Here is a 24,263-nt window from a genome sequence, read left to right as displayed (position 1 = left end):
TTTTTTACTGATTTAAGAAAATCATTTTCAACTGATACGCAGAAGACACCACCACCTTTTCTCCTGATTCTAAACCATGTAAAATGGTCGTAGCTGTACCGTTGTTATGGCCTGTAGCCACATACGCCACCCGAAATTGTTCGGGAGCTTCTTTGATAAAAACACAGGGTTTTCCATTGATTTGATTAAGTGCCGCATTGGGCAAAGCCAAGGTTTTTGACTCTTTTCCTCCCTGTACTCTCACCGTAACATATTCTCCAATTTTGAAATCCCCGTCAGGGTTTTCTACCTCAAACAACACCTTTTGTGATTGGTTGGCATTGACCATTTGTGCTGACGAAAGCAAACGTACTCTGCTGGTCTGGTGTTTCTCAAAATCTCGTTGACATACTACTTCAAAGCCTGCGCCAGCGCGAACTTTTTCGGCGTCTTGTTCAAACACCTGCGCTTCTACATATACTTTGCTGAGATTGGTAACGGTAAAGAGCGTTTCGCCCAAGCCTACGGTAGAACCGATAGCCACCACAAAAGGAGCCACCACACCCGTAATGGGAGCCGTAAGGGCGATTAAACGGCTACTACCTTTTCCGCTTTGAGCGATGTTGTTAAAAACCTTGAGATTCTCTTGGGCTTTTTTTAGCCGTGCTTCGGCTTCTGCCACTTCTCGTTTGGCCGCGATGTCTTCGATTTTTTTCAAACGCTCGTACTCTTTTTGAGCTACCGAAAGTTCGGCTTCGAGGTTGTTGCGCTCGGCTTGTAAGCTCACTTGCGTACTAGCATCGATATTTTGTTCTAAAACCGCCAAGGTCTGTCCCTTACTGACGCGTTGCCCTACACGCGCATTGAGCGACACGATGCGCCCCACCTGCGGTGTTTGTACCACAGCCATACCTGTAGAAGCCGGAATCACCGTTCCGTAGAGCTGCGTTGTCTCGCGGAAATCGCCCGTTTCTACCTGAGCCGTCAAAACCTCAAACAAAAACTGTGTTTCTTTGGGTACTTCAAACTCATCGGTCATCACAGTGGTGGCTTTTTTTCCTCCATGATCATGACCATCGTCTTGGGCTTGGCTAGGCTGATAACGCGCCGTAGGCAATAGCAAACCACTTACCCACAAAATCATCAAGAGCTTTTTGTTGCGAATCCGCATTAAAAAAAACATTAATACCATTCCCACCAATACCCCTGCAATCCCTAATATATATGGGTTTTGATACCAGCTCATAGCTGCACTTTCGTGTTCATGGGAGTGCTCGGATTCGTCATGGCCTACTAGCACATCTTTCAATAGTATCAAATCTGGCCCATTGATACCGTCTATTTTGACAGTCAATGTAAATCTTCGCTCTCTGCTAAACTTAGAAGTAATTTCGTATATCCCTGCTTCTTTGGGCTTTACCTCAAAAGTAGCCTTCGAATCCAACGAAGCGGCAATAGCAATCTTGGCATTACTAATGGGGCGATTAGTGAGCGGGTCAGCCACATAAAGGGTCAATTTCCCGTCTTCATTGGCATGTAGATGTTCATATTTTAAGACCAGTTCGTAACGCTCAGAAGCGGCCTCCGACTTCTTCATTTTGATTTGTTCGGCAGCGGGTTCGTGTCCTCCGTGGTCGTGGTCGTCGTGCACAGTACCATCTGCATGTACGTGCTGTGCAAAAGCAAAGCTCCCTATTCCCCAAAGAGAGCATAACAACAATAACTTTTTTAAAAAGCCCTTGTGGGGTTGGGGGCTTATTTGTATATTTTTCATAAATTTCCTGTTAAATAATTGACGGTCAGTAGAGTTTGGTGATAAGAGCGCAACGTTTCTAAGTAGCGCAATTTGATGTTATAGGCATCATTGGTAGTTCTTAGAAAACCTATATAATCCGTCTGTCCACTCTCAAATAAGCGACGAGCCGTCGAAATCAACTCTTCCGCCTGTCCAATCGCTACGGTCTGAAAATAAGTGAGTGTATTTCGATAGCGAATCAATTCGCCTTCGGCGGCTTGTAAGTCGGTAGCAAGTGCTACTTTTTGGGCTTCAGTACGCTGTTTGGCTATTTCATAACCTGTTTGAGCAGCTGAGATGCGACTTTTGTACTGCCCCGCCCACAGCGGAATACTCATGCCTGCGCGCCAGCGCAGCCCCAAATTGCTTTCTTTTGTTCCTTGATTATAATAGCCCACCATAAAACCTGGCAGGGCATTGGCTCGCTCTACATCAATGGCTTTTTGATTGATTACTTCCACTTGCTCAGCCGCTTGGACAAGTGGATTTTGGGTAAAATCACTAGACAAAGAAGCCCTCACTGGCATACTAGCCAATGGCGAAACATTAAATTCTGTCGCCACAGCTTCTGCCTTAGTGTTTCCTTGCATCAAGATTGTCAACTGAGCTTTGGCAGTCGTTAGTTGTTGAGTAGCTTCGGTCAGCGCATTGCGTACCTCAGCAGCTTGCATCTCGGCAAAAGTCAAAGCTAGTTTGTCGATAGTTCCTGCCTCAAATTGACGCTTGGCAGCCTGCCTTATCTGCTCGTACACACTATCTTGGGCGGCTATTTGCGCTCGATTCGCTTGCGCCGCCTGAATCATCAAGTAAATCGACTTTACCCGCCATTTGAGGTCATTTTGGGTAATAGCCTGTTCTTTTTGAGCCAAGCCAATTTGCTGACTTTGAAGTTGTGCTTGATGTTTATAAACCGTCGGAAACCGTAACGTTTGTTGTACACCCAAAGTATAGAAATCGCCCGTAGGGCTATCGAAGGTCACATCAGGGTTGGGGATATTGCGCGCCGAACGAACCAATTGCTCATTTTGACGGACATTCAAAGCCCCTGCTTTGAGGGAAGGACTATTTTTGAGGGCGGTTTCTACAGCTTCAGTTTCGGTAAGAAGCTGCTGTGCATGAGCCGATAAGCAGCTCAATAGCACGCCCATGAAAAGGATTTTTTTCATAGCAACATTGAAATGAAAGGATAGGATAGATTATACCAGACAGCAAGCGTTTGCGGTCTGTATCAATTGCCCGTGATTTCAATGGTCTAAATCAAAAATGACTGCACCCAAGCCAGAAGCTGCCGCCCAGACGGTCGTGGAGAGGAAGGGGGTTCAAAATGAGATACTACCGAAGTAAGAGTAGTTCTTAAAGCTAGTATTAAAAAAGTGTATTGGGGAGTAGCAAAGCCCATGTAAGGGGCCAAAAACTCAGGTTGGTTTTTGGCGATGGTCTCTGCATGAATAAAAACAAACTGCACATCAGCTGTATCGTGTTCATTCTGAGCATAACCTTCTTCGGTTTGGTGCGAATGTTCATGCTCTTCATGCTCACAAGCCTGGCTTTGGGTATTGACCATGAGGTGCAAATGCTCCCCATGCTGCTCACATGTATGTGTCAACGAGCCATACCCCCTACCAATCACCAATATGAAGGTAGCGAGCAAGAGTGTGAGAGTCCGTTGAAAATACTTTTTTAGCATCACCTATATGAGTATGCCCCAAATTTAAAGTAAAAACCTATGCAACAGGGTTTCAGGAAAGTTTTTATTTAGTTTTAAATTACAAATTGTTTGTCTTATCCTAAAAATCGTTGACATTGTTGGATAAAAAGAAAACCTTCCGGTCAGCTTCTTAGAAAGCTAAATTCGGAAGGTTTTTTATGGATAAACTAAAATAACCCGAGGTGAAACATGGAGTTAAGCTTTATCAAAACGAGTAAAGCTTAACCCAGTTATAGACCTTATACTTTATAATAATCTTCCCATCCTTTACGCGGAGGCAATCCTGTAAGCCATGCATTGGCAAAAGCATTGTTGGTGATGGTCTTGGTATTACGGTCAAACAACAGTTTGGTATTCATCCGTTGGGCAAGCACTCCTAGCGAAAACACCTGACATAATGGCCCTGCGATTTCGAATGGCGAGCGTGTTTTTTCTTCGCCTTGGCATGCCAACAAGAAGTTTTTGAAGTGATTCGAAGGGCTTTGAGGCACTACCGGAAGTTTAGATTGCATAGCCAACGCTTTTTCTTTGGGGATAATGCTCAAAGTACTTCCGTGAGAACCACCTTTGAAAATAAGATCTTTTGAATAAATAATCTTACCAGGATTCAATTTGGCCTCTTTTACTTTTTGACCCGCTGCCACCGGAATATTGGGATCTAATTCCGACAAGCCATAGCCTTCTGGCAATGGAGGCTGATTGTTGACGCCATCATACCAAGTAACATCCACTGCGGGCATTCCTTTTCGCTCAGGGAAACGGAACAACAACGTAGAAGACATCGGGAAAAAGTAGTCATTATGCCCTTCCAATTTAAGCGCGTTGACCTCGGTAGGCAAGCCAAGGTCGAGGAATTGGTGCGCGGTATCCAAAATATGCGCGCCCCAGTCACCGAGCGCACCCATTCCAAAGTCATACCAGCAGCGCCAGTTGCCGTAGTGGTATTTTTCGTTGAAATCATGATACATGGTATTCAGGTGCCAAGTATTCCAATCTAAGGTAGCAGGAATAGGCTGTGCTTCGGGATATCTGCTGATGTTGGTATCCCAACCGTGCCATCTACGCGCCGAGTTCATATGAGCGGTGATTTTGGTCACATCTTTGATGATACCCGCTTCTTTCCACGCTTTAAACTGGAAATAGTTGGCCTCCGAGTGACCTTGATTTCCCATTTGGGTCACCACTTTTGGGTATTTTTTGGCCGCTTTCATCATCAACTCTGACTCATGAAAAGTACGCGCCATTGGTTTTTCGACATAGACGTGTTTTCCCAATGCCATTGCGTGCATAGCCACTACGAAGTGGGCGAAATCAGGAATCCCGATAGACACCGCCTCAATTTGGTTGCCCATGCTGTCAAACATCTTCCGAAAATCTTGGAATTGTCTTGCATTGGGGAATTTGGCCGCAATCTCTTGCGTATGCTTTGCACCCATATCAATATCGCACAAAGCCACAATCTCGGCCAGGCCAGTTTTGTCTAACTCCTTGATAATCTCCCCTCCTCGGAACCCAATACCGATACAAGCCAATTTTACTTTTTCAGCTTTTTTGTTGGTAATAATCCCCGGACTAAGTTGTGAAAACGCGAGCCCTGTGCCCGCCAAACCTGTTTTTTTTATAAAATCCCTTCTGGTTGCCATGGTATAGATAATTGTTATTTTGCTAATATTTTGAGGTTTTTAAACCAAACTTCGTCTCCGTGGTCTTGCAATAAAATAGGGGCTTCGGCAGCATTGCCAAAGTCAGCATATTTTTTGTATTTGCTATAGTTGACCAAAGCGCGCCACATCTGATTGTTGCGCTCATATTCCACAATTTTGACGCCATTGAGCCAATGCTCTACCTTGTTGTTGTTGACTACAACCATTGCGGTATTGAATTCACCATTTTTATAAGGCTTATTGGGAGCCGCCGCAATCAAATCATAAAGTGAGCCTAAGGTACGATTGCCTTCTACGCCAGCTTTGGCATCGGGATGCTTTTCATCGTCAAGTACCTGAAACTCGCATCCAATTCCTGATGGATCTACAAAGTACTTAATACCGCTATTTGCACCTTCGGTCAGTTTGAAATCTACTTTCAAAACGAAGTTTTTGTATTTAGTGGTCGTAATAATATCACCACCACGCGCACTTTTCAGGACTTTTAGCGCGCCTCCATCTACACTCCAACCTTTATCGGGGAAATTATCGCCTTTGGTACTTTTCCAACCATTGCTGGTTTTGCCGTCCCAGAGGAGTTTCCATCCTTCGGCTTTTTCTTTTTTAGACAAAGTATTATCGCTTTCGGTCTGAGCTTGAGCCACTGACACCAAAAACGATAAAGACACTAATAAAAATCTAATTTTCATACATATATCGAATTAGCATTGAATTTGGTTTGCTGCTTGAAAGGTCATATCAAGGACATAAGCCTTTGAGACTACTCATAAGAAGTCTCAAAGGTGGATTTCTTACCCACAGATACCGTGAGAATCTTCATTAATCTGGAGTCATACCTTATCCAAAGCCATAATTTGCGGCTTGTATGCTTGGGGCAAAATCACATCTTTGAGATAATTTTCGACTTTTAGCAAACGTAAAAATTGATAACAACTCACCACAGGGGCAAAAAAAGGGACTTTACCCAACCCCAGAAGTGCATTCACCCTTGAAGGTACTACCAAAATCTGTGCTTGCTTAAGAAGCAAAAACCGAAATAAGCCTAGATGCTTTTTGTATTGTTGATAAAGATCGGTAGTAAAATGGCTTGCTAATAAATTTTCTTGAAGATGCTCCGCCCGCATTTGCTCCCACATTTGAAAATGGGTGGGCAATCCTCTGATTCCCATCCTAGCCCCTACCCGATAAAATACCTCAAAGACTTCTTCTTTTTCCTTGGCAGTTAGTGTTCGTTCTAGCAATTCATAGGACCTAATGGAGTAATCTATCAACATAAAAAGAACATCACGATAAGCCCAATCGGGAATTTGGGCTGCACGACTTTGCTCCACTGCCTGATGGATAGAGGCGATTTTGTCAATGGCAAAAAGGGCTTGATGATATTCTGAAAAAACAATTTGGCGGGCATAAGCCACCGTCGAAAACAAACGACCTAGGGGGTCAGATGGTAGCTTGCCCGTAAAATACAACCAATCGACAGCCTTATTCAGGGCAAATTCGGCAGAAGCACCCGCAAAAATAAACAGAATGGTATCGGACTTTCCCCAGATTTTTCTTACAACAGAATCAGGAGCTACAAAGTATTCCATTTTGATACAAGAGGTTTTAATTTCATTTCTACAATCCATACAAAGAGAAAGCAGAATTCGCCTATGACTGATGCTCCGTTATTTTTACGACTTATCTCAGCCGTTAATTGTTATTTTTCATTTTCAAGGTTATGTCGCCAATGTTGTAACTATAAACAGAAACAGGTAAAAATGAAAACGTAAGAGTGTCTAATTTCTTTACTCCTGTTTGATCAATTGAAGTTACTACGGCATTTTGAAAATTATTAGCTTTACAAAATTGAATTAAACTTTTCAACTCGTTTGGCTTTTCAAAATATCGGTTGCTCCATTTTATTTCTACCCCCCACACTGGTTTATATTGTTTATCATCTACCAAAACCAAATCTACCTCACCTTCGCTTCTACCTTCTTTCCAACGGGCATAAGTTAAATCCAACTTTTCACGGTGCATCCATTGTGATAACACCCCTGTTTCTACCATATTTCCCATTTCACTGTCTGTTTCAGAAATAGGGGAAAATAAAGCTGTACGTAAGGATGGATTCGTTAGATATACTTTAAAGCTCGTAACTCTTTTCAGTCTTTTGGCGTTAACGTCCACTTTGTTCAATACTTTTATAAGGAATGCTGCTTCTAAGTATTCCAAGTATTTTTTCAGTGTGTCTTTCTGTATTCCACTTTCTCTGCTCATTATTTCATACGAAAACTCGTTGGCTGTGTTGTAAGCAATGTAAGTAAAAAAACGATTTAACTCTTGAACATCTTTTATACCATATAAACTTGGTAAATCCCTCAAAAGTACCTTGTCCACAATGTCATTTTTGACGTACCTGCCCATATCACTTTGTATTCTTTCAGATAGAACCACTTCTGGATAACCGCCAAAATTCAAATAATGCACAAATTCTTTATTGAGTACTTTTATATCGTGTGTAAGACAATAAGGCATTTGTCTTTCGCCATACCAAATATTTCCCTCATAAAGGAGGTGATTCATATTTTTGAGATGAATGTACTCTTGAAAAGTAAGCGGTGGCAACATAAAATCGGTGAATCTGCCCGCCCCACTTTCGGTACTGTGCCATTTCAAGGCCGCAGCAGCTGAACCTGAAACAATAAATTTAGTCTCGGGATAAGAATCCACCAAAACCTTGAGGTGACGTTCCCAATCTTTAAGGTATTGTATTTCATCAAAAAAAACGTAGCAGCCGTTCAAGTTGATTTGGTTAAGTGCTTTTTTGCAGAGGGCTAAAATATCTTCTAAACTTAAATGGACATAGATAGGGTTGTCTATACCCACAAAGAATATTTTTTGTGGATTTACATTTTCCGCCAATAATTGTTTTATGCTATGGAATAACATTACCGTTTTGCCTACACGTCTTGGCCCCATAAGTACTAATGCTCTACGCACATTTTTTTCTATAACGTAAGGATAAAACAACCTAAAATATAACCGTTCTGCCATAGAACTATACACTTCTGGTATATGTCTGTTTACCCACCAAGGGTTTTCATAACGTAACCGTTCTATTATTTTTTCGACAGGAATAAGGCTTATATTGTCCATAAAATTATTTATTTTTACAAATTTACCCTAAATAAACATTTTTCAAACTACTTATTATAACATTTTATGTAGTTATATGTACTCTTACTCATTTATTTCTATCTATTGTATCAAAGTTACGAGCGAACCCGCCAGTTTTGAGTTGTTCATTGTTTAAGTACTATAACGATGACATCAATAAGACTGGGTTTGTTGAACTTCATTATAAAACAAAAAAGTACTTTTAAACACAAAGTAAGATAAAAAATAATTAGGTTCACACGTTTTTGCATTTTTTTAGGGTACTCATTTTACCCTCCATTTTTTAACATACTTCTTACAACCTTTTATACCATCAGTTGCGTCTCTCTACTAAAATCAACCTTTCTATTTTTATGAAAAAAATTCTTATCGGAATCATCGCGATAAGCGTAGGGATGAGCAGCTGTAAGTTGGATTCAACAGTACAACCAGAAATTATCATTGATCCGATCCCTTATCAAGTCACCCGTGATAGTGTCGAAACAGGTAGCTATTTAGGAATCAATATTGACGAAAATGCCGCCGATGCCTATAGCAAAATCCAAGCCCTTCAGTCTCTTAAAGGAGTGGCGTTCTTAAACATCGTTAGTAATACCTATTCAGATTTGGGACAGCTCCAAGAGCGCCTTCCTTTGTATCAATACATTTTGTTAGACCAAAAACAAGGGACCGATTCGGGCGTACAGATAACGATAGAAGGCCAAACCGTAAAAGCAATTTATCTCAATAGTGGTACAAAACTCAATCAATGGCCGACCAACTCAAAAGAAAAATCATCGGTAAGAATGGGAGATCATGTCAGCGTATTGTATCAAAAACTGGTAAATATCAGGCAATTAAACTCCTATTCTAATAAATTTGAACGTATTTCGCTCCTCACCAAAAACTTAGCCACTCCCTATGATCTTGGTATGACTCGCTCTCCCCAATGGTATTTTACTTATCCCACGGGTCCTAAGCAAATGGACGAAATACAGTTGCATTTTAAAGAAGGAAAAGTCCACAAAATCTACATCAATCATTATCGATAAGCTCAGCAAAGGCAAAGTTTTTTTGCTAGGGAAGTGGAGTAGTAATAGGTGTAATAAGCAAATTCTTGTGCCTCAGTACCAAGAGAGCCGCATTTTATGTCTAAAATGTCTTCTAAAGAAGTGATATTAGGATTGTTTTTCATCGAAATATGATTTTTTCTTTTGTCACGCTGCAAGCGTCTGAAATCGTTTTTGGGGAAAGCGTCAGACGTTAAAAACGCATCTTAGAGAGGTTAGAGATAAAGGCTTTTAGCCAAACATAAACAAGCTCAAACAGCCCCAGAGGGGCGTAATATTGCGGGGCCGATTTCTATGATCTATGCAAGCGCATGTTTATAGTTTTCGTCATAATTTCGGTCATCTCGAACGCAAGCGAATATTCGAAGCACCAGCTTATTGCGAACGTTGTTAATCACGAGCATTTTGTTCTTGCCCTCCAAGACTTTTCGGTCGTAATAAGCCTTCAGTTCTTGACAATGTTGGATGGCCGATAAGGCCGCTAAATGCAGCAAGGATTTAACTTTCTTATTCGCCATCTGACTCACTTTAGGTTTCCCTTTGCGCTTCCCCGAACTATGTTCAAAGGGAACCACGCCAGCATAACAAGCGTATTTTTTAGGGTCTGTAATGCTTTTGAACTCGTTGGTGGTGATGATCACTTCAACTGCCGTAGTCTGGCTAATGCCTTTAATTGAAGTGACTCGCTCAAAAAGATGTTTCAATTCAGGGTCACTTTCGATGACTGCCGCGATTGATTTATCAGTGCTTTTCAAATCCGCTTTGAGCGCTTTTAGAGAATGATCACAGGCTTGGCTATTTGCTTTCCGGTCTTCTTTACTAATGAAGCCTGCAGTGTTAGTGAGTGGTGTTTTTAGCAATTTAATGGCTTTGGTCAAGCGGGCACGTTGAGCTGTGAGTCGATCTAACTGGCTGATAATCTGGCGTGGTGGTGCCCATAAACGGGCATCCTCCCGATTTTTATAGGCAAATAAAGCGATTCGCTTTGAATCAAGTTTGTCTGTTTTTCCCCGGCATAAGCCCAGACTATCTTTAATGTGAGCTGCTCGTTCAACCCAAATCGAAGTTTTCTGGTAGAGGGCATTTAATAACGGGTTATTATAAATACCGGTAAACTCCAGGCAAAACAGACAATCAGTTAAGTTGGCTTTAGTTTGTTTTCGAAGTTCTTTTAGAAATTGAGTGATGCCTTTTTTGTCATTGCTCACCTGTTGATGAAACAAGACTTTATTGGCCAGGACGACGGCAAAATCCAGCGTGTCTTTAGAGACATCAATACCAATGAAATGGGTAAAATTCATACCTTTGACTGATTAAAAAAGTGGTAACCAACACTTAAGTTTCCTCATCACCTTACTAATGGGTCACGAACCCGCATTTCTATTTGAGGTTAAAAATTAAGAACCCGGTGGGGCTTCAATCGGCCCATAGGTTTTACCTGGCCCGTGCGCTAAGGTGACCCACCGGGACGGTCCGCCGCGCGGTTGGTTTCTCACAATCTGTGAGGGCTTTAAGTTACACGACTATCTTCGAATCGCACAACGGTGTAAATCTAAAGGCCCGTGCGGTAGAAAAAAGTAATTTCCCACCCATAAAGCTCCGTAGGGGTGGGTATAAGGGACGTTAATTTGTCACGCTGTAAGCGTCTGGAATCGTTTTGGAGAATGTGTTATGTTAAAAACGCATATTTCAGAGGTTGGCGACAAAGGCTTTTAGGCTAAAGACAAACCAGCTAAGACTTGGGGAGCGAATGAAAATACTTTAAGAAAAAAAGCTTTACTCCTTCTTTGTCCTTTTAGCGTATAAGCTAGTAAATGGCTCAGAATTAAGCAGTTTATTTATATTTTCTGCTATTAAAGTGGCATATTCTTTTGTGCCAAGCTTTGAAATTCTATTTGGATGAATAATTAGTTGACCGTTTTTGTCCTTTTTCTGCTTCCATTTTGGCCCTGAAATCCAGAGTTCGCCATTTTCAAAAACTTGATACATAATGTAGCTATCTCCTTGTTTTCCAATAGCTACATCACCTTCCCAATTCAAAGGATGTATAGTTACGTCACTCATTTCTTAAACACATTTTTACGATGCCATTCAAAATTAGCCAATGACGGCCAAAAATCCTTGTCAGAAGGCAAAGCAATTGTTTTTCCTTCAATTTTTGAAAAACTGTACTCACTTTGGGCATTTTCTTTGAAGGATTTGGAAAGTATTACTTCGTAGTTGTCATTTACTGAAATTAAGCCTCTGTCAAAAGCACGATGAAGGTTTGGGCAGAGCGCAACACCGTTACTTAATGAGTTATCAAAATCTTTTGAAAAAGGCACAATATGACAAGCGTCCACCATCGTAATAGCAAACAAAGCTGAAACCCGAAGCCCTGATACACAACAAGTTTCGTCGTAAATCTTAATTACTTCGCGTCTAAAAATCGCACCTCGGTTATAGACTTCGATTTGATATGTTTCGGGGTCAAGACGCTTTTTGAGGTTCAGTAGTTTAGTTTTGTATTCCACTGAAGGTTCAAAAACTTCGTTTTTTAAATCATCTAAATAGTCATCTTTCTGGTTTTCAATTGACTGCATAGACTTTTGAGGAAAGTACGTTTTTAAGACCATTTGTTTTAAAACGTCTCTACTTTCTTTATTTAAAAGTAACGAGGCCAAATTTGGGTCAATTTCAGCATAAGCGACGGCAGCACTCAAATTGCCAAAACTCCGCATGGAACCAGGGTTTTCAATCCAAATTTCACAACCAACGTTAGGGATTAATTGCCACCAATTACCTTTTTCGCCCGAAAGATGATAAAACGGCAATACAAAACGTTGGTCATGCTCCGTTGTTACAAGTTGATTCCAAAGAACAGAAAACGAATGAGTTAACTCAGGCGTGATAAAAATACGATTGTCCTTAATTCGGCCTAATTCATATTCATAAATAATGGCAAGAAGTAAAACGGGTTTGTGAGGGGCACCCCCTTTTTTTGAATCACGACGAAGATTCGCGAAAGCGTGGATATAGTAGCCAATAATCCGATTTTCTTCTTGCATTATTCTTTTCCTGAAAAAACCTTTAATTATATCACCTGAAAACCATGCGCGTACGGGTCGTCGTCGGGGTCGATGGTGATGGTATTGAGACCATATACTTTGGCCCAGCCTTCCACGCCTGGAATGATAGCATCGTACTCACCCACTTTAGCATAGTCTTCGACTGTACCGATAAATTTACTCCCAATGATGCTTTCATGCACAAAGCGGTCGCCTTTTTTTAGCTTGCCTTTGGCGGCCCACTGGGCCATACGGGCAGAGGTGCCCGTACCACAAGGCGAGCGGTCGATGGCTTTGTCGCCGTAAAAAACGGCATTGCGCGCCGACGACGTAGGGTCAATCACCGCCCCCGTCCATTCGATATGGCTCAGGCCATTGATAGTAGGGTCGTTGGGGTGAACGAAGCTGTATTTTTCGTTGATGCGCTGACGCAACACCCGCGCCCAACCGATGAGTTGCTCGGCCTTGAAATGCTCCAAGCCAGGGAAGTTTTCCTGTACATCCACTATGGCATAGAAATTACCCCCATATGCCACGTCCATTTTGAGCGTACCAAGGTCGGGGCACTCAGCTTCGATGCCTTCCGCCGCCAAATACGACGGCACATTAACGAGTTTGACTGATTTTACCTTCTTGCCTTCCTGTACATAGCTGATAAGTACCAATCCCGCAGGCGCTTCCATGCGCACGATACCGGGCGTTTTGGGCTGAATCAGGCCGTGCTCAATCGCAATCGTAATGGTCCCAATGGTGCCATGCCCGCACATGGGCAAACAACCGCTGGTTTCGATAAATAGCACCGCTACGTCGTTTTGGGGGTCATGGGGTGGATACAAGATACTGCCCGACATCATGTCGTGGCCGCGTGGCTCAAACATAAGGCCCTTGCGAATCCAGTCGTATTCGCGCAAGAAATGTTGGCGTTTTTCGCTCATATTACGGCCTTCGAGGACCGGGCCACCGCCCGCTACGAGACGAACAGGGTTGCCACAAGTATGGGCATCAATGCAAAAAAATGTTTTGGCTGACACGTAAAATATAAATTGGGGTTGATGATGACGATTTACTTGAGCGCCGCTTGGCGGAGTGCTTTTTGAATAATTTCTTCTAAAACAGCAAGGTCTACTCCCGACAACTTATTGATATACAAACAGTAAGCACTCGTTTTGTACTTACCAAGGCGTTTTAGTTCTTCCTCAAAATACCCAATGCCACCAGTAAGATAGAGGGTGAGGTTTTGTTTGCGGGGCGAAAAACCCACCAAAAACCAATCACCTTGACGCCCACTAGCGTATTGGTAGTGAGTATCTCCAAAACCCACAATATTCTCACCCCACATGCGAGCTGGACTTTGGCTCAAACGCTCCATGATTTCGGCCACGGTACGGCTATCAGCCTGACGCTGCGGAGGTACGATACTTTCCAAAAAAGCGTCCACGCTTTTGTCGGTAGGTTGGGTTTTGTTTTCTGCCATGATAGTAGGATTTTTTTAGATAGAAGACAAAGTTAAGAGGATTTGGGAAGCGACGAAAATCCGCCTAAAATGAATAATCCTCGGCACGTATGCCGAGGATTATTTCGCCGTTTAGATAGCATCGCAGATAAGCATTACATACCTTTACTTTTGCCTTCTTTCTTGGCTTTTTTCTCAGCCCGTTTTTCTTTTAGATTTTTTTCAGGCTCTTTTTTCTTTTCCTTGCTTGGTTTATCTTTTGACATAGTCGTACAGGAATTTAGGTGATGATAATAACTAAAAGGTTGGAAAAAGTCCCCGAAAATGACTAGGTACTTTTGTTTCAAAACGCAATTTCTCGTTGGTTATTGGATGTACAAATCCAAGAATCCACGCGTGCAAACCTAGCCGCCGAATGGGATTGGAATTTGCGCCATATTTTTTATCTCCCACAATAGGATGCCCTAAGTCTTGTAAATGCACCCGAATCTGATTTTTTCGACCTGTTTCTAGGTTGATTTTCAAGAGACTAAAGTCTTGATTTTGACTAACAACCTCAAAATGAGTGACGGCTTTTTGTCCTTGTGTAGGGTCTTGGGTCGAATATACAACAAATGCCTTACTTTCTTTCAAATAAGAAATAATCGTGCCTTGGGGCTCGCTCACTTTGCCTTCCGCAATCGCCAAATAAGTACGCTCTTTGGTACTAGGTTCCCACGAAGCTTGCAGACGTTCTTTGGCTTTTTCACTTTTGGCAAAAACCATCACGCCCGAAGTGTCGCGGTCGAGGCGATGCACGATAAAAATCTTGTGGGCGGGATTTTGGCGTTTTAAGTAGGCACTTAATAGATTATAGGCCGTTTTTTCGTCCGATTTTCCAGTCGAAATGGAGAGTAGACCTTCGGGTTTGTCAATCACAATCAGATGCGCATCTTCAAACAAAATCGTGAGTCCCGATAAAGCGGGCGCACGTTCGGTTTTTTCGCGACGAATCTCAACGCGCTGCCCTGCCTGAAGCTGCAAATTGTACTGAGATTGCACCTTACCTTCCACCCATACTTGCCCGTCGCGCAGTAAGGTTTTGATGTTGTTACGGCTTTTTTGGGGTAGTTTTACCAACAAAAAAGCCATTAATTCGGCAGGCTCGGCCACGGAGAGCACGATAGACGTTTGAGACATTCTAAGGTTTTTTATAGACTTTTACATAGTCTACCACAAATACATCAGGATAGACGGTATGCTGTAAATCTTTTTTTTCGGAAGGAAGCTCCATGCTCAAAATGAGGTATTGTTCGATACGCGAAATACCCATCGTGACTTCGTAAAACTTATAGCCATCAATAAAAAACGAGTATTTCTCAGGAGTCCACTCCAGCGCAAAGGTATGAAATCCTTCGCTCACTCCTTTCAGGTAGCTTTGCATCCCACGAGTGGTTTTTTGGTTGGGACCATAGGCCCAGTGTACATTGTGCGAAACAATGTCGGTACCCAGTTTTTTGAAAAATTCAAAAATATCAATCTCCGCTCCATACACGGCGGGGTCTTCTCCTTTGGAAATATCGGGTGATTGAATCCAAAAAGCAGCCCACACCCCTGGCGACTTTTGGAGCTGTGCGCGGCATTCAAAATAGCCGTATTTAGTCATGAGCTTGCCTTGGGTTCCTACGGCTCCGATAAGCAGGCTATCGTTTCGCTGAAGGGCGTAGATTTTGAGCATTCCATCTTCTACCTTGACCGTTTCGGCCGATACATACCCCAATGCTCGTGGCCCTACCCCACGCACACTCCATTTTGATTCATCTAATCGATCACCATCAAAATTATCTTCCCAAAACAACTGATAGCCCAGCTTTTCGGGCGTATAACGTTCGGGCGACATTGGCGGCTGTGCAGGACGTTGAGCAGCTGCTACAAGGCTCCCCAAGCCAGCAATGAGTGCAAAGAGGTAGTGTTTCATAAGGTAAAATAGCTATATCATCACCAATGAAAGTTATATTTTCCCGAACCTACTGACAGCACTGTCTGTAGCTTGCCATTGAGCCATTGCGAACGTAGCAACGACGACGGTACGGGCTTGCCGTTGAGGGTGATAGGCGTATGGGAAGGTACGCAAATCGTAGCCGAAGTATTTACCGGAATTTCTACCATAAGAGAAGTACCAGAGAGCGTTTTCTGCCAAGATGAAACGATATTTCCACTCATAGAACGATAAGTGGCTTTGAGGCGATTTACGCCCAAGCCCATCTCAGGCTGAATCACAAAAGACTTGAAAGCGGGGGCGGTTTCTTGGATGCCTGCCATCGTCTCAAACATCCACTCGCAGATAGAGCCAAAAGCATAGTGATTGAATGAATTCATACCAGCCGGAAATCCACCTTCTTTGGTAAAACTATTCCAACGCTCCCAGATAGTATTGGCACCATTTTCGATTTCGAAGCCCCACGAAGGATATTCTTTTTGGAACAACAACTTGTAAGCCGTAGGCGTATATCCCATGCGCGAAAGTGAGGGCAACATAGGCCGCACTCCCAAAAATCCCGTGGTGAGTTTGTTACCATTGTTGACGACGAGTTCGTTGAGCCAAGTCGCTGCTTTTACTGCGTGAGCACTATCCAAAAGATTCATATACAGGGCATTGGCGTAGGCAGTTTGGGTATGTCCTTCAAAGCCTTGCTCACCGTCCACATAGCCACGTCCGTTGCCATAAGCGGCGGCATTGCATTTGAATTTGCCGTTGGTATCGGTATAATGTTGCAAAAACGCTTTTCTCACCTTTGCCGCTACGGTTCTAAACTGCTGAGCGTCTTGGGATTCGCCAATAGCCTCCGCCATTTCTTGCATCAAACTTGCCGAATACGCATAATACATCGTAGCCAGCATATCGGGTGGGGTCTTTTTGCCCACGCTCAGCCAATCGCCAAATCCACCTTTGGGGTCGATTTCGGCAAAGGCCGTTTCTTTAAACACATATTCTCCTTTGCTTTTGGTTTCGAGAAAAGCCATGAAACGCTTCATTTCGGGCCAATGCCGCTTGAGGAGTTGCGTATCTCCATAAGACCTAAAAATTTGGTAAGGATAAATGATACCCGCTTCCATCCAACCTGGCGAATACGTATCGGTTTTGCGTACCGATGGTGCCGGTGCATAGAGCGGATAGGCACCATTGGGCAGTAAGGCGTCGTTCAAATCGACCAGCCATTTGGTACCAAAAGCGGCAATGTCGTTGTTGAAAGTAGCACTTTTGACGTAGGCTTGGGCGTCGCCCGTCCATGCGAGGCGCTCGTCGCGCTGCGGGCAGTCGGTGGGTATCTCAAAATAATTGGACTGCTGCGTCCAGATGATGTTGTGGTACAATTGATTCACAAAAGGATTGTCGGTTTCGAACGTGCCCACTTGTGCCGTAGCTGATGATAAAACAATGCCTACCAAATCACTTTTTTGAAGAGGGATTTTGAGACCTTCGATTTGTACATACTGAAAGCCATGATACGTAAATCGCGGCTGATAAGTTTCGCCCTCGGGCAAGCCTTTGGCAATATACAAGTCCGTGCCACGCGCTTTGCGGAGGTTTTCGGTCATGAGCTTGCCATCAGGATAAAGCATTTCGCCAAATCTAAACAGCACCGAATCACCTTTGGCAGCTTTTAACTTGACGCGGATAATGCCCGCAAAATTTTGTCCCAAATCGACAAGGTATTTGTCTTTACCGATGACCTTGATGCTTTTGGGAGTGAGCGTAGTAATTTCTTTTACGGGCACTCCCGGATACACCTCCAACTGACGGTCGGGCTTATCAGCAATCACGGCAATGGACTTCCAATCAGCTTCTTTGTAAGAGGCTTGATTCCAACCTGTTAGCTCTTTATTGGCGTTATATACCTCTCCATTCAAAATATCTGACTCTATGATAGGGCCATAGTTGGCTTTCCAAGTGTTGTCGGTGGCGATAGTTTCTTTTTGACCGTTGGCGTATTCGATTTCGAGTTGGGCTTTGAGGGCTGGTACATCGCCATAAAAATTTTTGACGACGGGGTTTCCTACCAACAGTGCGTAGCCCAAATATCCCGCGTACCAGCCATAAGAAATGATAGAGCCTAGCGCGTTTTTTCCCTGTTTGAGTTCTTTACTGACATCATATACTTGATAGTAAAGGCGCTTGTTGTAGTCAGTCCAGCCGGGTGTAAAATAATCTTTCCCGATTTTTTTACCATTGATTTGAAACTCATAAAGCCCCAAGGCCGTCACATACAACCGCGCTTTTTTGACAGGAGTATTGACCGAAATCTCTTTTCTAAAAAAAGGGGCAGGTGGCAGGTGATATTCTTTTCCTTTGCCTAAATGATTGAGGTTTAAGCTAATAAAATCAGCTTTCCAGTCGGTTTTATGCAATAAGCCCATTTCCCAAGTTGCCACTTCACTCCAAGGGCCTGGCTGATTGTTTTTGTCCCAACTTCTTACTTTCCAATAACATAGCTGACGCGACGCAAGGGCTTTGCCCGCATACGAAATCTGAGCCGTAGCCGAGGTTTTGATCAACTGTGAATCCCACAAATCAGCCTTTCCTTCTCTCAAAAGCGCAGGCGACGTAGCGACCAAAATATGATAAGCACTTTGAAACTGATTAGTAGCCTTGGAAGTCAGCTCCCAACTCAAGCGTGGATGCGCCACATCGGTGACTGGATTTACTTTGTATTCGCACCGTAAATAAGTAGGTGCAAGGTCACTCTGGGCTACCGAACCCACTGATATTAAGACGAATAAAAACCAAAAAGTGATTTTCGGGAACATAAAGGCGTAAAGGTTTGGAATCAAAACTATGAGCCACAAGTAGCAAAAAAACGCCTTCCGAACTATCCTTTACTTGCCTACTTTTGGTTTCCAAAACTCCCCTATCCCATTGTTAGCGCACTTTGGTTTTCCAGTCTTGGTATTTTTGTCGCATTTGGGTTAAGGAAGCCTGATAAGCCGCTTCTTTGGCTACATTACGCTTTTCGTCAGGGTCTTTTTTTAGGTCATAAAATTCCTCGTAGCCATGTTCGAGATAGTTCATGTATTTGAAATCCTTTCTTACAACGCCTTCTACTTTTGGCAAACGGGGGGTTCCTAAAAAAGTGTGTTCGTAAAAAAACTCTTCTCGGTGGAGGCGTTTGTTTTTCCCTGCCACCATTTCCAGCAAATTGATGCCTTGCATTTGCGCAGGAATCTTGACTCCCGCCAAGGCCACAATGGTAGGGGCGATGTCGATATTAAGCGCAAATTGCGTATTCACTTTTTTCTGCAATTTAGCATTACGAGGGTCATAAATAATAAGTGGCACCCGAATCGACTCTTCATGACCAAACCACTTACCCGAAAGACCGTATTCGCCCAAATAATAACCGTTGTCGCCCATAAACACAATCACCGTATTGTCGGCTAATCCTTTGTCTTGCAATGTCTTCATCATATTTCCGACTACTTCATCTACGCCACTAATAAGCCGATAATACTGACGCACACTTTCTTGATACATACGATTGCCGTCAAATTGAAGATACCAACGCTCGCGGGCGATGTTTTTGTCGGTTCGGAAAAAATCTGGAAACGACTGCCAATATTTAGGATTTGCTTTTTCTGATTCGGGAATGGAGTCTTGGGCATACATGGTTTTGTAGCGTTCTTGGACAATAAACTGCCGTGGGTCGCCATCTTGAATATGCGGCGCTTTGAAACTCACCGAAAGGCAAAACGGGGCGTCGGAGGGTAGATTGGTCAAAAACGCTTGAATATCGTTGTTGACCTTGTCGGTATGATGAATAAATCGCCCTTGGGCGTCTTTCATTTCATAATCGGGCTGAGGCTTGTCAGACCCCGCCCAAAAATCAAAAGCCTTGGCGGGTTGTTCTTTGGGTACTCCTACCCCATATTTCCCAATAAAGCCTGTCTGATAACCCGCACTTTTGAGCAGCATTGGATAGGTATTTTGAAAAGCTTCGGGGGTAAAACTAGTATTAAAATCTTCGATTTTGTGACGTGACATGTACTGCCCACTCAACAAGCTAGCCCGACTTACGCAACAGATAGAAGTAGTGACGTAGGCGTTTTTGAATAATATCCCTTTGGTAGCGATTTGGTCTAGGTGAGGGGTTTTGATGAGGGTATTTCCCATCACCCCCAATGAATTCCAGCGATGGTCGTCAGTAAGCAAAAAAATAATATTGGGACGAGCATCGGCTGGTTTTTTTTTAGCAATCATGCCAAAAGCACCAAGTCCCAAACACCCCACAACAAGCAGATAGCCACAGTACTTCATCAGAAAACAGAATTTAGTTTTGAATAGAAGTCGAGGCCAAGCAGCTTCTACTTTTGCGACTGATTTTTTGCCAAATACACCTTTATTTGCTGCTCGGTATCCGCACTTTTGTGTTTTTGTTTGACCAAAAATTGGTAGGCTTTATCGGCAATAAAGCTATTTTTGTGATTCAACAATTTTGCCACCATCGTCTCAATTTCGACCTCTTCTACTTGGTTTTTTTGAAAAAGAGCCAACACATTGTTGACCAACTCCCCACTGAGAGATGATAACGACGACGCCAACGCATAGACCGTAGAGGGAGTCAAAGATTGCATACGTCTGAGTTTGTTGATAATCAATTTTTGAATGGCGTAATTACTTTTCAAAAACACCTCTGTCAGACCCTTTTGGACCGTTTCGTCGGTCAAAGGAAGTACCCGAATCGCCGTTTCGGAGAGATTATAAGCATCTTCATGAATCAAAGAAAGTACTTTGGAAGTAATCAGGGGATTCTCGTTAAAATAAGGAGTAGCATGATTGAGTGCCCATATCCTGTCACCCAAATCGGGGCTATCCAAAATTTGAAGCAATAAAGAAGGCGTTAAAACACTCAACGTTTTTTGTTGGACTTCGCTTTGCGTAATTCCATACACAAAATGCCAAAGTTTGTAAGTCGTATAAGCAGCTCCCTTAATAATATATTCGAGTACATCAGGCGCGGTAGGCGACGAAATAGCATCTACTTTTTGGGAATCCGAAGAAACCTTGGGCACTAAAGCCTCGTACGCAATCGTCCCTAAAGGCGACAACGAATCGGCCAGCAAGGTGTGCAAACGCTCATATTCTTGAGGTACAAATGGTTCGTGGTCGGTTTTGCTCAAAAACTCTCCTTTGGGTAGTTCAAACCCCAGATAGCGCCCTGTAATATTCCAGTAAAGCGTAACAACGAGCATACGACATTTACCCTCAAAACAAACATTGCTTTGGATATGCCGATAATAAGCCGTGGGGAATCCCTCTTTTGATTGAAATTGGAACAAAGTATCAATCCCTAAATCTTCCTGAAAATCAACAAGATGAAATACGACCTTATCTTGTTCTAACTTTACGGTAGGAGATTGAAAATAGCGAATTTTGTCGGAGGCATCCACGGTGCTAAGGATGCCTCCCCACAAAATCAATAAGGTTATTTTAAAAATAAGCTTCTTCAAAACCAATCAAAGAGTCTTGTTTTAAACTTTGGGAACAATGCCGCCGTGCTCCTCCAAAAGCTGCCGAATATCTTTCATCGATACTTCCAAAGGTGTTTTGTTTTGAAGGTTAGCCAACACCGCCGTCGCCCCGGCGGCCTGTCCCATTCCCATGCAAGACGCCTGCACACGGAGGGCCGAATTGGCCAATCGGTCACTACTCACACAGCGGCCTGCTACCATAAAATTACGACTATTTTTGGGAATCAACGCCCTTAGAGGAACGGTAGGCACAATACCCTCTTTGAGGTGGTCAGGGACTACGCCATTTTCGTCGTGCACATCGATAGGATAGTAAGAATACGAAACCGAATCATCAAACATCTTGCCCGTGACATAATCTTCGTGGGTGATTTTGTAATGCCCGTCAATGCGGTAAGTTTCGCGCACTGCCGTCTCGTTTTGCATGTCTATAAGGTGGGTTTTTTCCAATCCTGGCAAGGTTCGCAAAAAGCGCAGCGTATCTAACAACGACTTCCGTCCCTTCAAATTGGCCACTGTATGGGTTTCGGAAGTAGTAGCATCGGCCCCCAGAACGTGCGAAATATTGTCGCCAGCACTTCTGAGCAGCCCCACGATATTGTTACGAAAATCCGCTTTTACCAGTTCTCCTTTGGCAAGGGCCTCTTGGTAGCGTTGTTGTATCAATTTCACATCCAAAGTTTTAAGGTCATATCCGCCAATCTGAAACATCAAAGTACCCGGCTGTGTCTCGGCTTCTCTCAATACCGGAAAACCCGCCAAAGAAGTAGCGAAGGCATTTCCCGTACAGTCAATCAGCTGATTACAAGTAATTTCGGCAATTACGCCTTTCCCCATGGTTTGTACCAACCACCCATTTTTTTGAGGCGTAATTTTGGTAGGAGTTTCATAAAACCGAATTTGTACGCCCGCTTCTACGCATTTTTCTTCGATGAGCAAAGCATACAATTGCCCATTGAGCCGCACCTGATGTCGAGGGTGGTTGCGGCCATGTGGTATCGAAAAGTTGGGTAAAGTGTCGTCGTTCATAGCCACTGCCGATTGTACCAATTCCCAGCCAATCCCGCTGATGACCTGTTTGCCCCACGCGAAGAAAATTCCCGGAAAAGCCACGCCACCCGTGGTGGTGGTACCGCCTAGTTGACTACCATTTTCGACGAGAATCGTTTTGCGACCCGCTCGCCCTGCCTGAATCGCCGCAATGACCCCCGCCGTACCGCCCCCAATTACTAAAATATCGGTTTTGAGGGTTGTTTTTTTGATTTGATAAGGTGCTTGTACAAACTCACCCTTTTCTAAAACGGGGGCCGTCATGAGACTTCCCAAAGAAGCTAGTGCGGTTCTTCTTTTTATTTTTTCCATAAGCTAAAAATTTAATAACCAGGATTTTGGTCTTTTACGGGGTCAAGGGCTTTGTTGAAGTTCATTTCCGATACTGGAATCGGCCACAAGAGGTGTTTGTCGGCTACCGTAATTCCTTTAGAGGCTTTGATTACCTCTTTTACTTTTCCTGTTCTGACGAGGTCAAGCCATCTTTTACCGAGGTACAAAAACTCATAGGCACGTTCTTGTAAAACCAAATCTACAAAAGAAGTGGCATTGTAATTACCCAACACAAAATCAACCGAAGAAGCCACTTTTGGGTTTTTGCCGTAAGCTCTGCGGTGTACTTGATTGAGCGCTTCAAGCGCTTGGGCGGTAGGGCCATTGCCTGCCCGAGCGGCAGCTTCAGCATAAATCAACAGCACATCGGCATAGGCATATACAGGGTCGTCGTTGCCAGCGCCGTTTTGACTGATGGCCTTTTGGTCAATAAATTTAGAACTGATAACTGTATTGGCTCCTAGCCCGATGTTGACTTTTTCCCATAAAGCCTTGCGAATATCAGCAGGGTCCCATGCTTTGTAAAAAGGGTCGGTGGTTTCACCATATACCACATACGCTCCCCCAAAATTGAAGAGATTGGTACTTGGGTGGTTGGTAATCCAAAGCATATAGTTTCCTTGGTCCACTTGGCGCGTGTATTTAAAATAAAAGATTTCTTCGGTCGTAGAAACCAACTCTGGCCCAAATACTTTCAATTGAAAATCTTCTTTTGAAACTACTGGTACAAGCGAAAACTTATTGCTCTTAATCACCTCATCGGCTTTATCTCTGGCTTCTGCGTATCGGCCTAGATTGAGATATACATCAGCCAAGAAGGTCTTGGCAGCCCATTTGGAAGGACGCCCCACATTGGAGGGAGTTTCGGGGAGGTTGGTTTCGGCTTCTTTCAAATCAGCCATAATCAGATTATAGACCTCTTCTACACTGCTTTTTTTGAGATTGATGTCGGTCATATTTTGTTCGGTACGCAAGGGTACGCCCGCCCAAGTTCGCACGAGTTGGAAATAATTAAAAGCCCGTAAAAATTTGGCTTCCGCCACGTATTTGTTGATGTCGGCCTGTGAAATGGATTTACCCAAAGGTGCGTTTTTAATGACCAAATTGGCATTGCGAATACTCAGATAAAAAGCATTCCAAAGCCCTGCTACGCGGCTGATATTGGCATCGTTAAGACCTTGATATCCATGCAGCGGTGCCCAACTTCCCCGCCCATACGCGTAGTCGGCTTGGCACTCTAGGGAGGTTTCAAACACGGTGAAGTTGGTACTCCGAAGTGGCGTGTAAATTGCATTGGTAGCTGCCTCTACTTCGGCTGCCGTATTGAAGAAATTTTCAACTACAATAAACTTGGGTTCTTCCACCAAAAGATTCTCGCAAGAAGTAAGGGCGAAACAAATAAACAACCCGAATATGCCTCTTCTAAACACATTCTTAGAAGGTTTTAAAAAATTTATGATTGGCTTTTCCATGTTCAATTTTTTGATTTTACCGACATTTTGGAATGAATATCTACT

The 24,263-nt window shown here is 43.3% G+C and carries 20 protein-coding genes; 1 reads left to right on the top strand and 19 read right to left on the bottom strand.

The window, feature by feature from the left end; all coding sequences use genetic code 11:
• Nucleotides 1-4 precede the first annotated feature (4 nt).
• The 7 genes from P1X15_RS21780 to P1X15_RS21750 all read right to left on the bottom strand — a co-directional run bounded on the left by P1X15_RS21780 (nucleotide 5) and on the right by P1X15_RS21750 (nucleotide 8,287).
• Nucleotides 5-1,753: an efflux RND transporter periplasmic adaptor subunit gene (locus P1X15_RS21780; RefSeq protein WP_277340255.1), complete on the bottom strand. Its 1,749-nt coding sequence runs from the start codon at nucleotides 1,751-1,753 to the stop codon at nucleotides 5-7.
• Nucleotides 1,750-2,940, bottom strand: a complete 1,191-nt coding sequence (locus P1X15_RS21775; RefSeq protein WP_277340254.1) for a TolC family protein — start codon at nucleotides 2,938-2,940, stop codon at nucleotides 1,750-1,752. Before P1X15_RS21775 ends, P1X15_RS21780 begins: the two co-directional genes overlap by 4 nt.
• Before the next feature lie 86 nt (nucleotides 2,941-3,026).
• Nucleotides 3,027-3,461, bottom strand: a complete 435-nt coding sequence (locus tag P1X15_RS21770) for a hypothetical protein (RefSeq protein ID WP_277340253.1) — start codon at nucleotides 3,459-3,461, stop codon at nucleotides 3,027-3,029.
• Nucleotides 3,462-3,721: 260 nt separating this feature from the next.
• A complete protein-coding gene (locus P1X15_RS21765) occupies nucleotides 3,722-5,125 on the bottom strand; it encodes a Gfo/Idh/MocA family oxidoreductase (protein ID WP_277340252.1) in 1,404 nt (467 codons plus the stop codon).
• 14 nt (nucleotides 5,126-5,139) lie between these two features.
• A complete protein-coding gene (locus tag P1X15_RS21760; RefSeq protein ID WP_277340251.1) occupies nucleotides 5,140-5,835 on the bottom strand; it encodes a DUF1080 domain-containing protein in 696 nt (231 codons plus the stop codon).
• A 141-nt stretch (nucleotides 5,836-5,976) separates the two neighbouring features.
• Nucleotides 5,977-6,735 carry an oxygenase MpaB family protein gene (locus tag P1X15_RS21755; RefSeq protein WP_277340250.1) on the bottom strand — a complete coding sequence of 253 codons (759 nt, stop codon included), beginning with the start codon at nucleotides 6,733-6,735 and terminating at the stop codon, nucleotides 5,977-5,979.
• A 103-nt stretch (nucleotides 6,736-6,838) separates the two neighbouring features.
• A complete protein-coding gene (locus tag P1X15_RS21750; RefSeq protein WP_277340249.1) occupies nucleotides 6,839-8,287 on the bottom strand; it encodes an ATP-binding protein in 1,449 nt (482 codons plus the stop codon).
• Nucleotides 8,288-8,661: 374 nt separating this feature from the next.
• Between P1X15_RS21750 and P1X15_RS21745 the strand changes: the two genes are divergently transcribed.
• Nucleotides 8,662-9,339 carry a hypothetical protein gene (locus P1X15_RS21745; RefSeq protein ID WP_277340248.1) on the top strand — a complete coding sequence of 226 codons (678 nt, stop codon included), beginning with the start codon at nucleotides 8,662-8,664 and terminating at the stop codon, nucleotides 9,337-9,339.
• Between the two features lie 317 nt (nucleotides 9,340-9,656).
• On the opposite strand, the gene P1X15_RS21740 is transcribed toward P1X15_RS21745, so the two are convergent.
• The 12 genes from P1X15_RS21740 to P1X15_RS21685 form a co-directional block, all read right to left on the bottom strand.
• Nucleotides 9,657-10,658 carry an IS110 family transposase gene (locus tag P1X15_RS21740; RefSeq protein ID WP_277340247.1) on the bottom strand — a complete coding sequence of 334 codons (1,002 nt, stop codon included), beginning with the start codon at nucleotides 10,656-10,658 and terminating at the stop codon, nucleotides 9,657-9,659.
• Nucleotides 10,659-11,133: 475 nt separating this feature from the next.
• Nucleotides 11,134-11,421, bottom strand: coding sequence for a hypothetical protein (locus tag P1X15_RS21735; protein ID WP_277340246.1), 288 nt, complete (start codon nucleotides 11,419-11,421; stop codon nucleotides 11,134-11,136).
• A complete protein-coding gene (locus tag P1X15_RS21730) occupies nucleotides 11,418-12,404 on the bottom strand; it encodes an HNH endonuclease (RefSeq protein ID WP_277340245.1) in 987 nt (328 codons plus the stop codon). The genes P1X15_RS21735 and P1X15_RS21730 overlap by 4 nt, the downstream gene beginning before the upstream one ends.
• A gap of 26 nt (nucleotides 12,405-12,430) precedes the next feature.
• Complete coding sequence (locus tag P1X15_RS21725; protein WP_277340244.1) at nucleotides 12,431-13,435, bottom strand: 4-hydroxyproline epimerase; 1,005 nt, start codon at nucleotides 13,433-13,435, stop codon at nucleotides 12,431-12,433.
• A 32-nt stretch (nucleotides 13,436-13,467) separates the two neighbouring features.
• A complete protein-coding gene (locus tag P1X15_RS21720; protein ID WP_277340242.1) occupies nucleotides 13,468-13,878 on the bottom strand; it encodes a DUF1801 domain-containing protein in 411 nt (136 codons plus the stop codon).
• A 276-nt stretch (nucleotides 13,879-14,154) separates the two neighbouring features.
• Complete coding sequence (locus tag P1X15_RS21715) at nucleotides 14,155-15,036, bottom strand: RluA family pseudouridine synthase (RefSeq protein WP_277340241.1); 882 nt, start codon at nucleotides 15,034-15,036, stop codon at nucleotides 14,155-14,157.
• A 1-nt stretch (nucleotide 15,037) separates the two neighbouring features.
• Nucleotides 15,038-15,814 (bottom strand): glycoside hydrolase family 16 protein, encoded by a 777-nt coding sequence (locus P1X15_RS21710; protein WP_277340239.1) that lies wholly within the window; start codon nucleotides 15,812-15,814, stop codon nucleotides 15,038-15,040.
• Nucleotides 15,815-15,834: 20 nt separating this feature from the next.
• The gene (locus P1X15_RS21705; RefSeq protein WP_277340238.1) at nucleotides 15,835-18,645 is read right to left on the bottom strand and encodes an alpha-L-rhamnosidase; all 2,811 of its coding nucleotides are present in this window, start codon (nucleotides 18,643-18,645) and stop codon (nucleotides 15,835-15,837) included.
• 112 nt (nucleotides 18,646-18,757) lie between these two features.
• A complete protein-coding gene (locus P1X15_RS21700; RefSeq protein ID WP_277340237.1) occupies nucleotides 18,758-20,149 on the bottom strand; it encodes a sulfatase in 1,392 nt (463 codons plus the stop codon).
• 47 nt (nucleotides 20,150-20,196) lie between these two features.
• Nucleotides 20,197-21,342, bottom strand: coding sequence for a hypothetical protein (locus P1X15_RS21695; protein ID WP_277340236.1), 1,146 nt, complete (start codon nucleotides 21,340-21,342; stop codon nucleotides 20,197-20,199).
• 21 nt (nucleotides 21,343-21,363) lie between these two features.
• Nucleotides 21,364-22,725 (bottom strand): FAD-dependent oxidoreductase, encoded by a 1,362-nt coding sequence (locus P1X15_RS21690; protein WP_277340235.1) that lies wholly within the window; start codon nucleotides 22,723-22,725, stop codon nucleotides 21,364-21,366.
• Nucleotides 22,726-22,736: 11 nt separating this feature from the next.
• On the bottom strand, nucleotides 22,737-24,218 hold the full coding sequence (locus P1X15_RS21685) for a RagB/SusD family nutrient uptake outer membrane protein (protein WP_277340234.1): 1,482 nt from the start codon (nucleotides 24,216-24,218) through the stop codon (nucleotides 22,737-22,739).
• Between the last annotated feature and the right edge of the window lie 45 nt (nucleotides 24,219-24,263).

It is taken from the genome of Runella sp. MFBS21 (assembly GCF_029433105.1).
GTDB lineage: Bacteria > Bacteroidota > Bacteroidia > Cytophagales > Spirosomataceae > Runella.
This window is presented reverse-complemented; position numbering and strand designations above follow the sequence as displayed.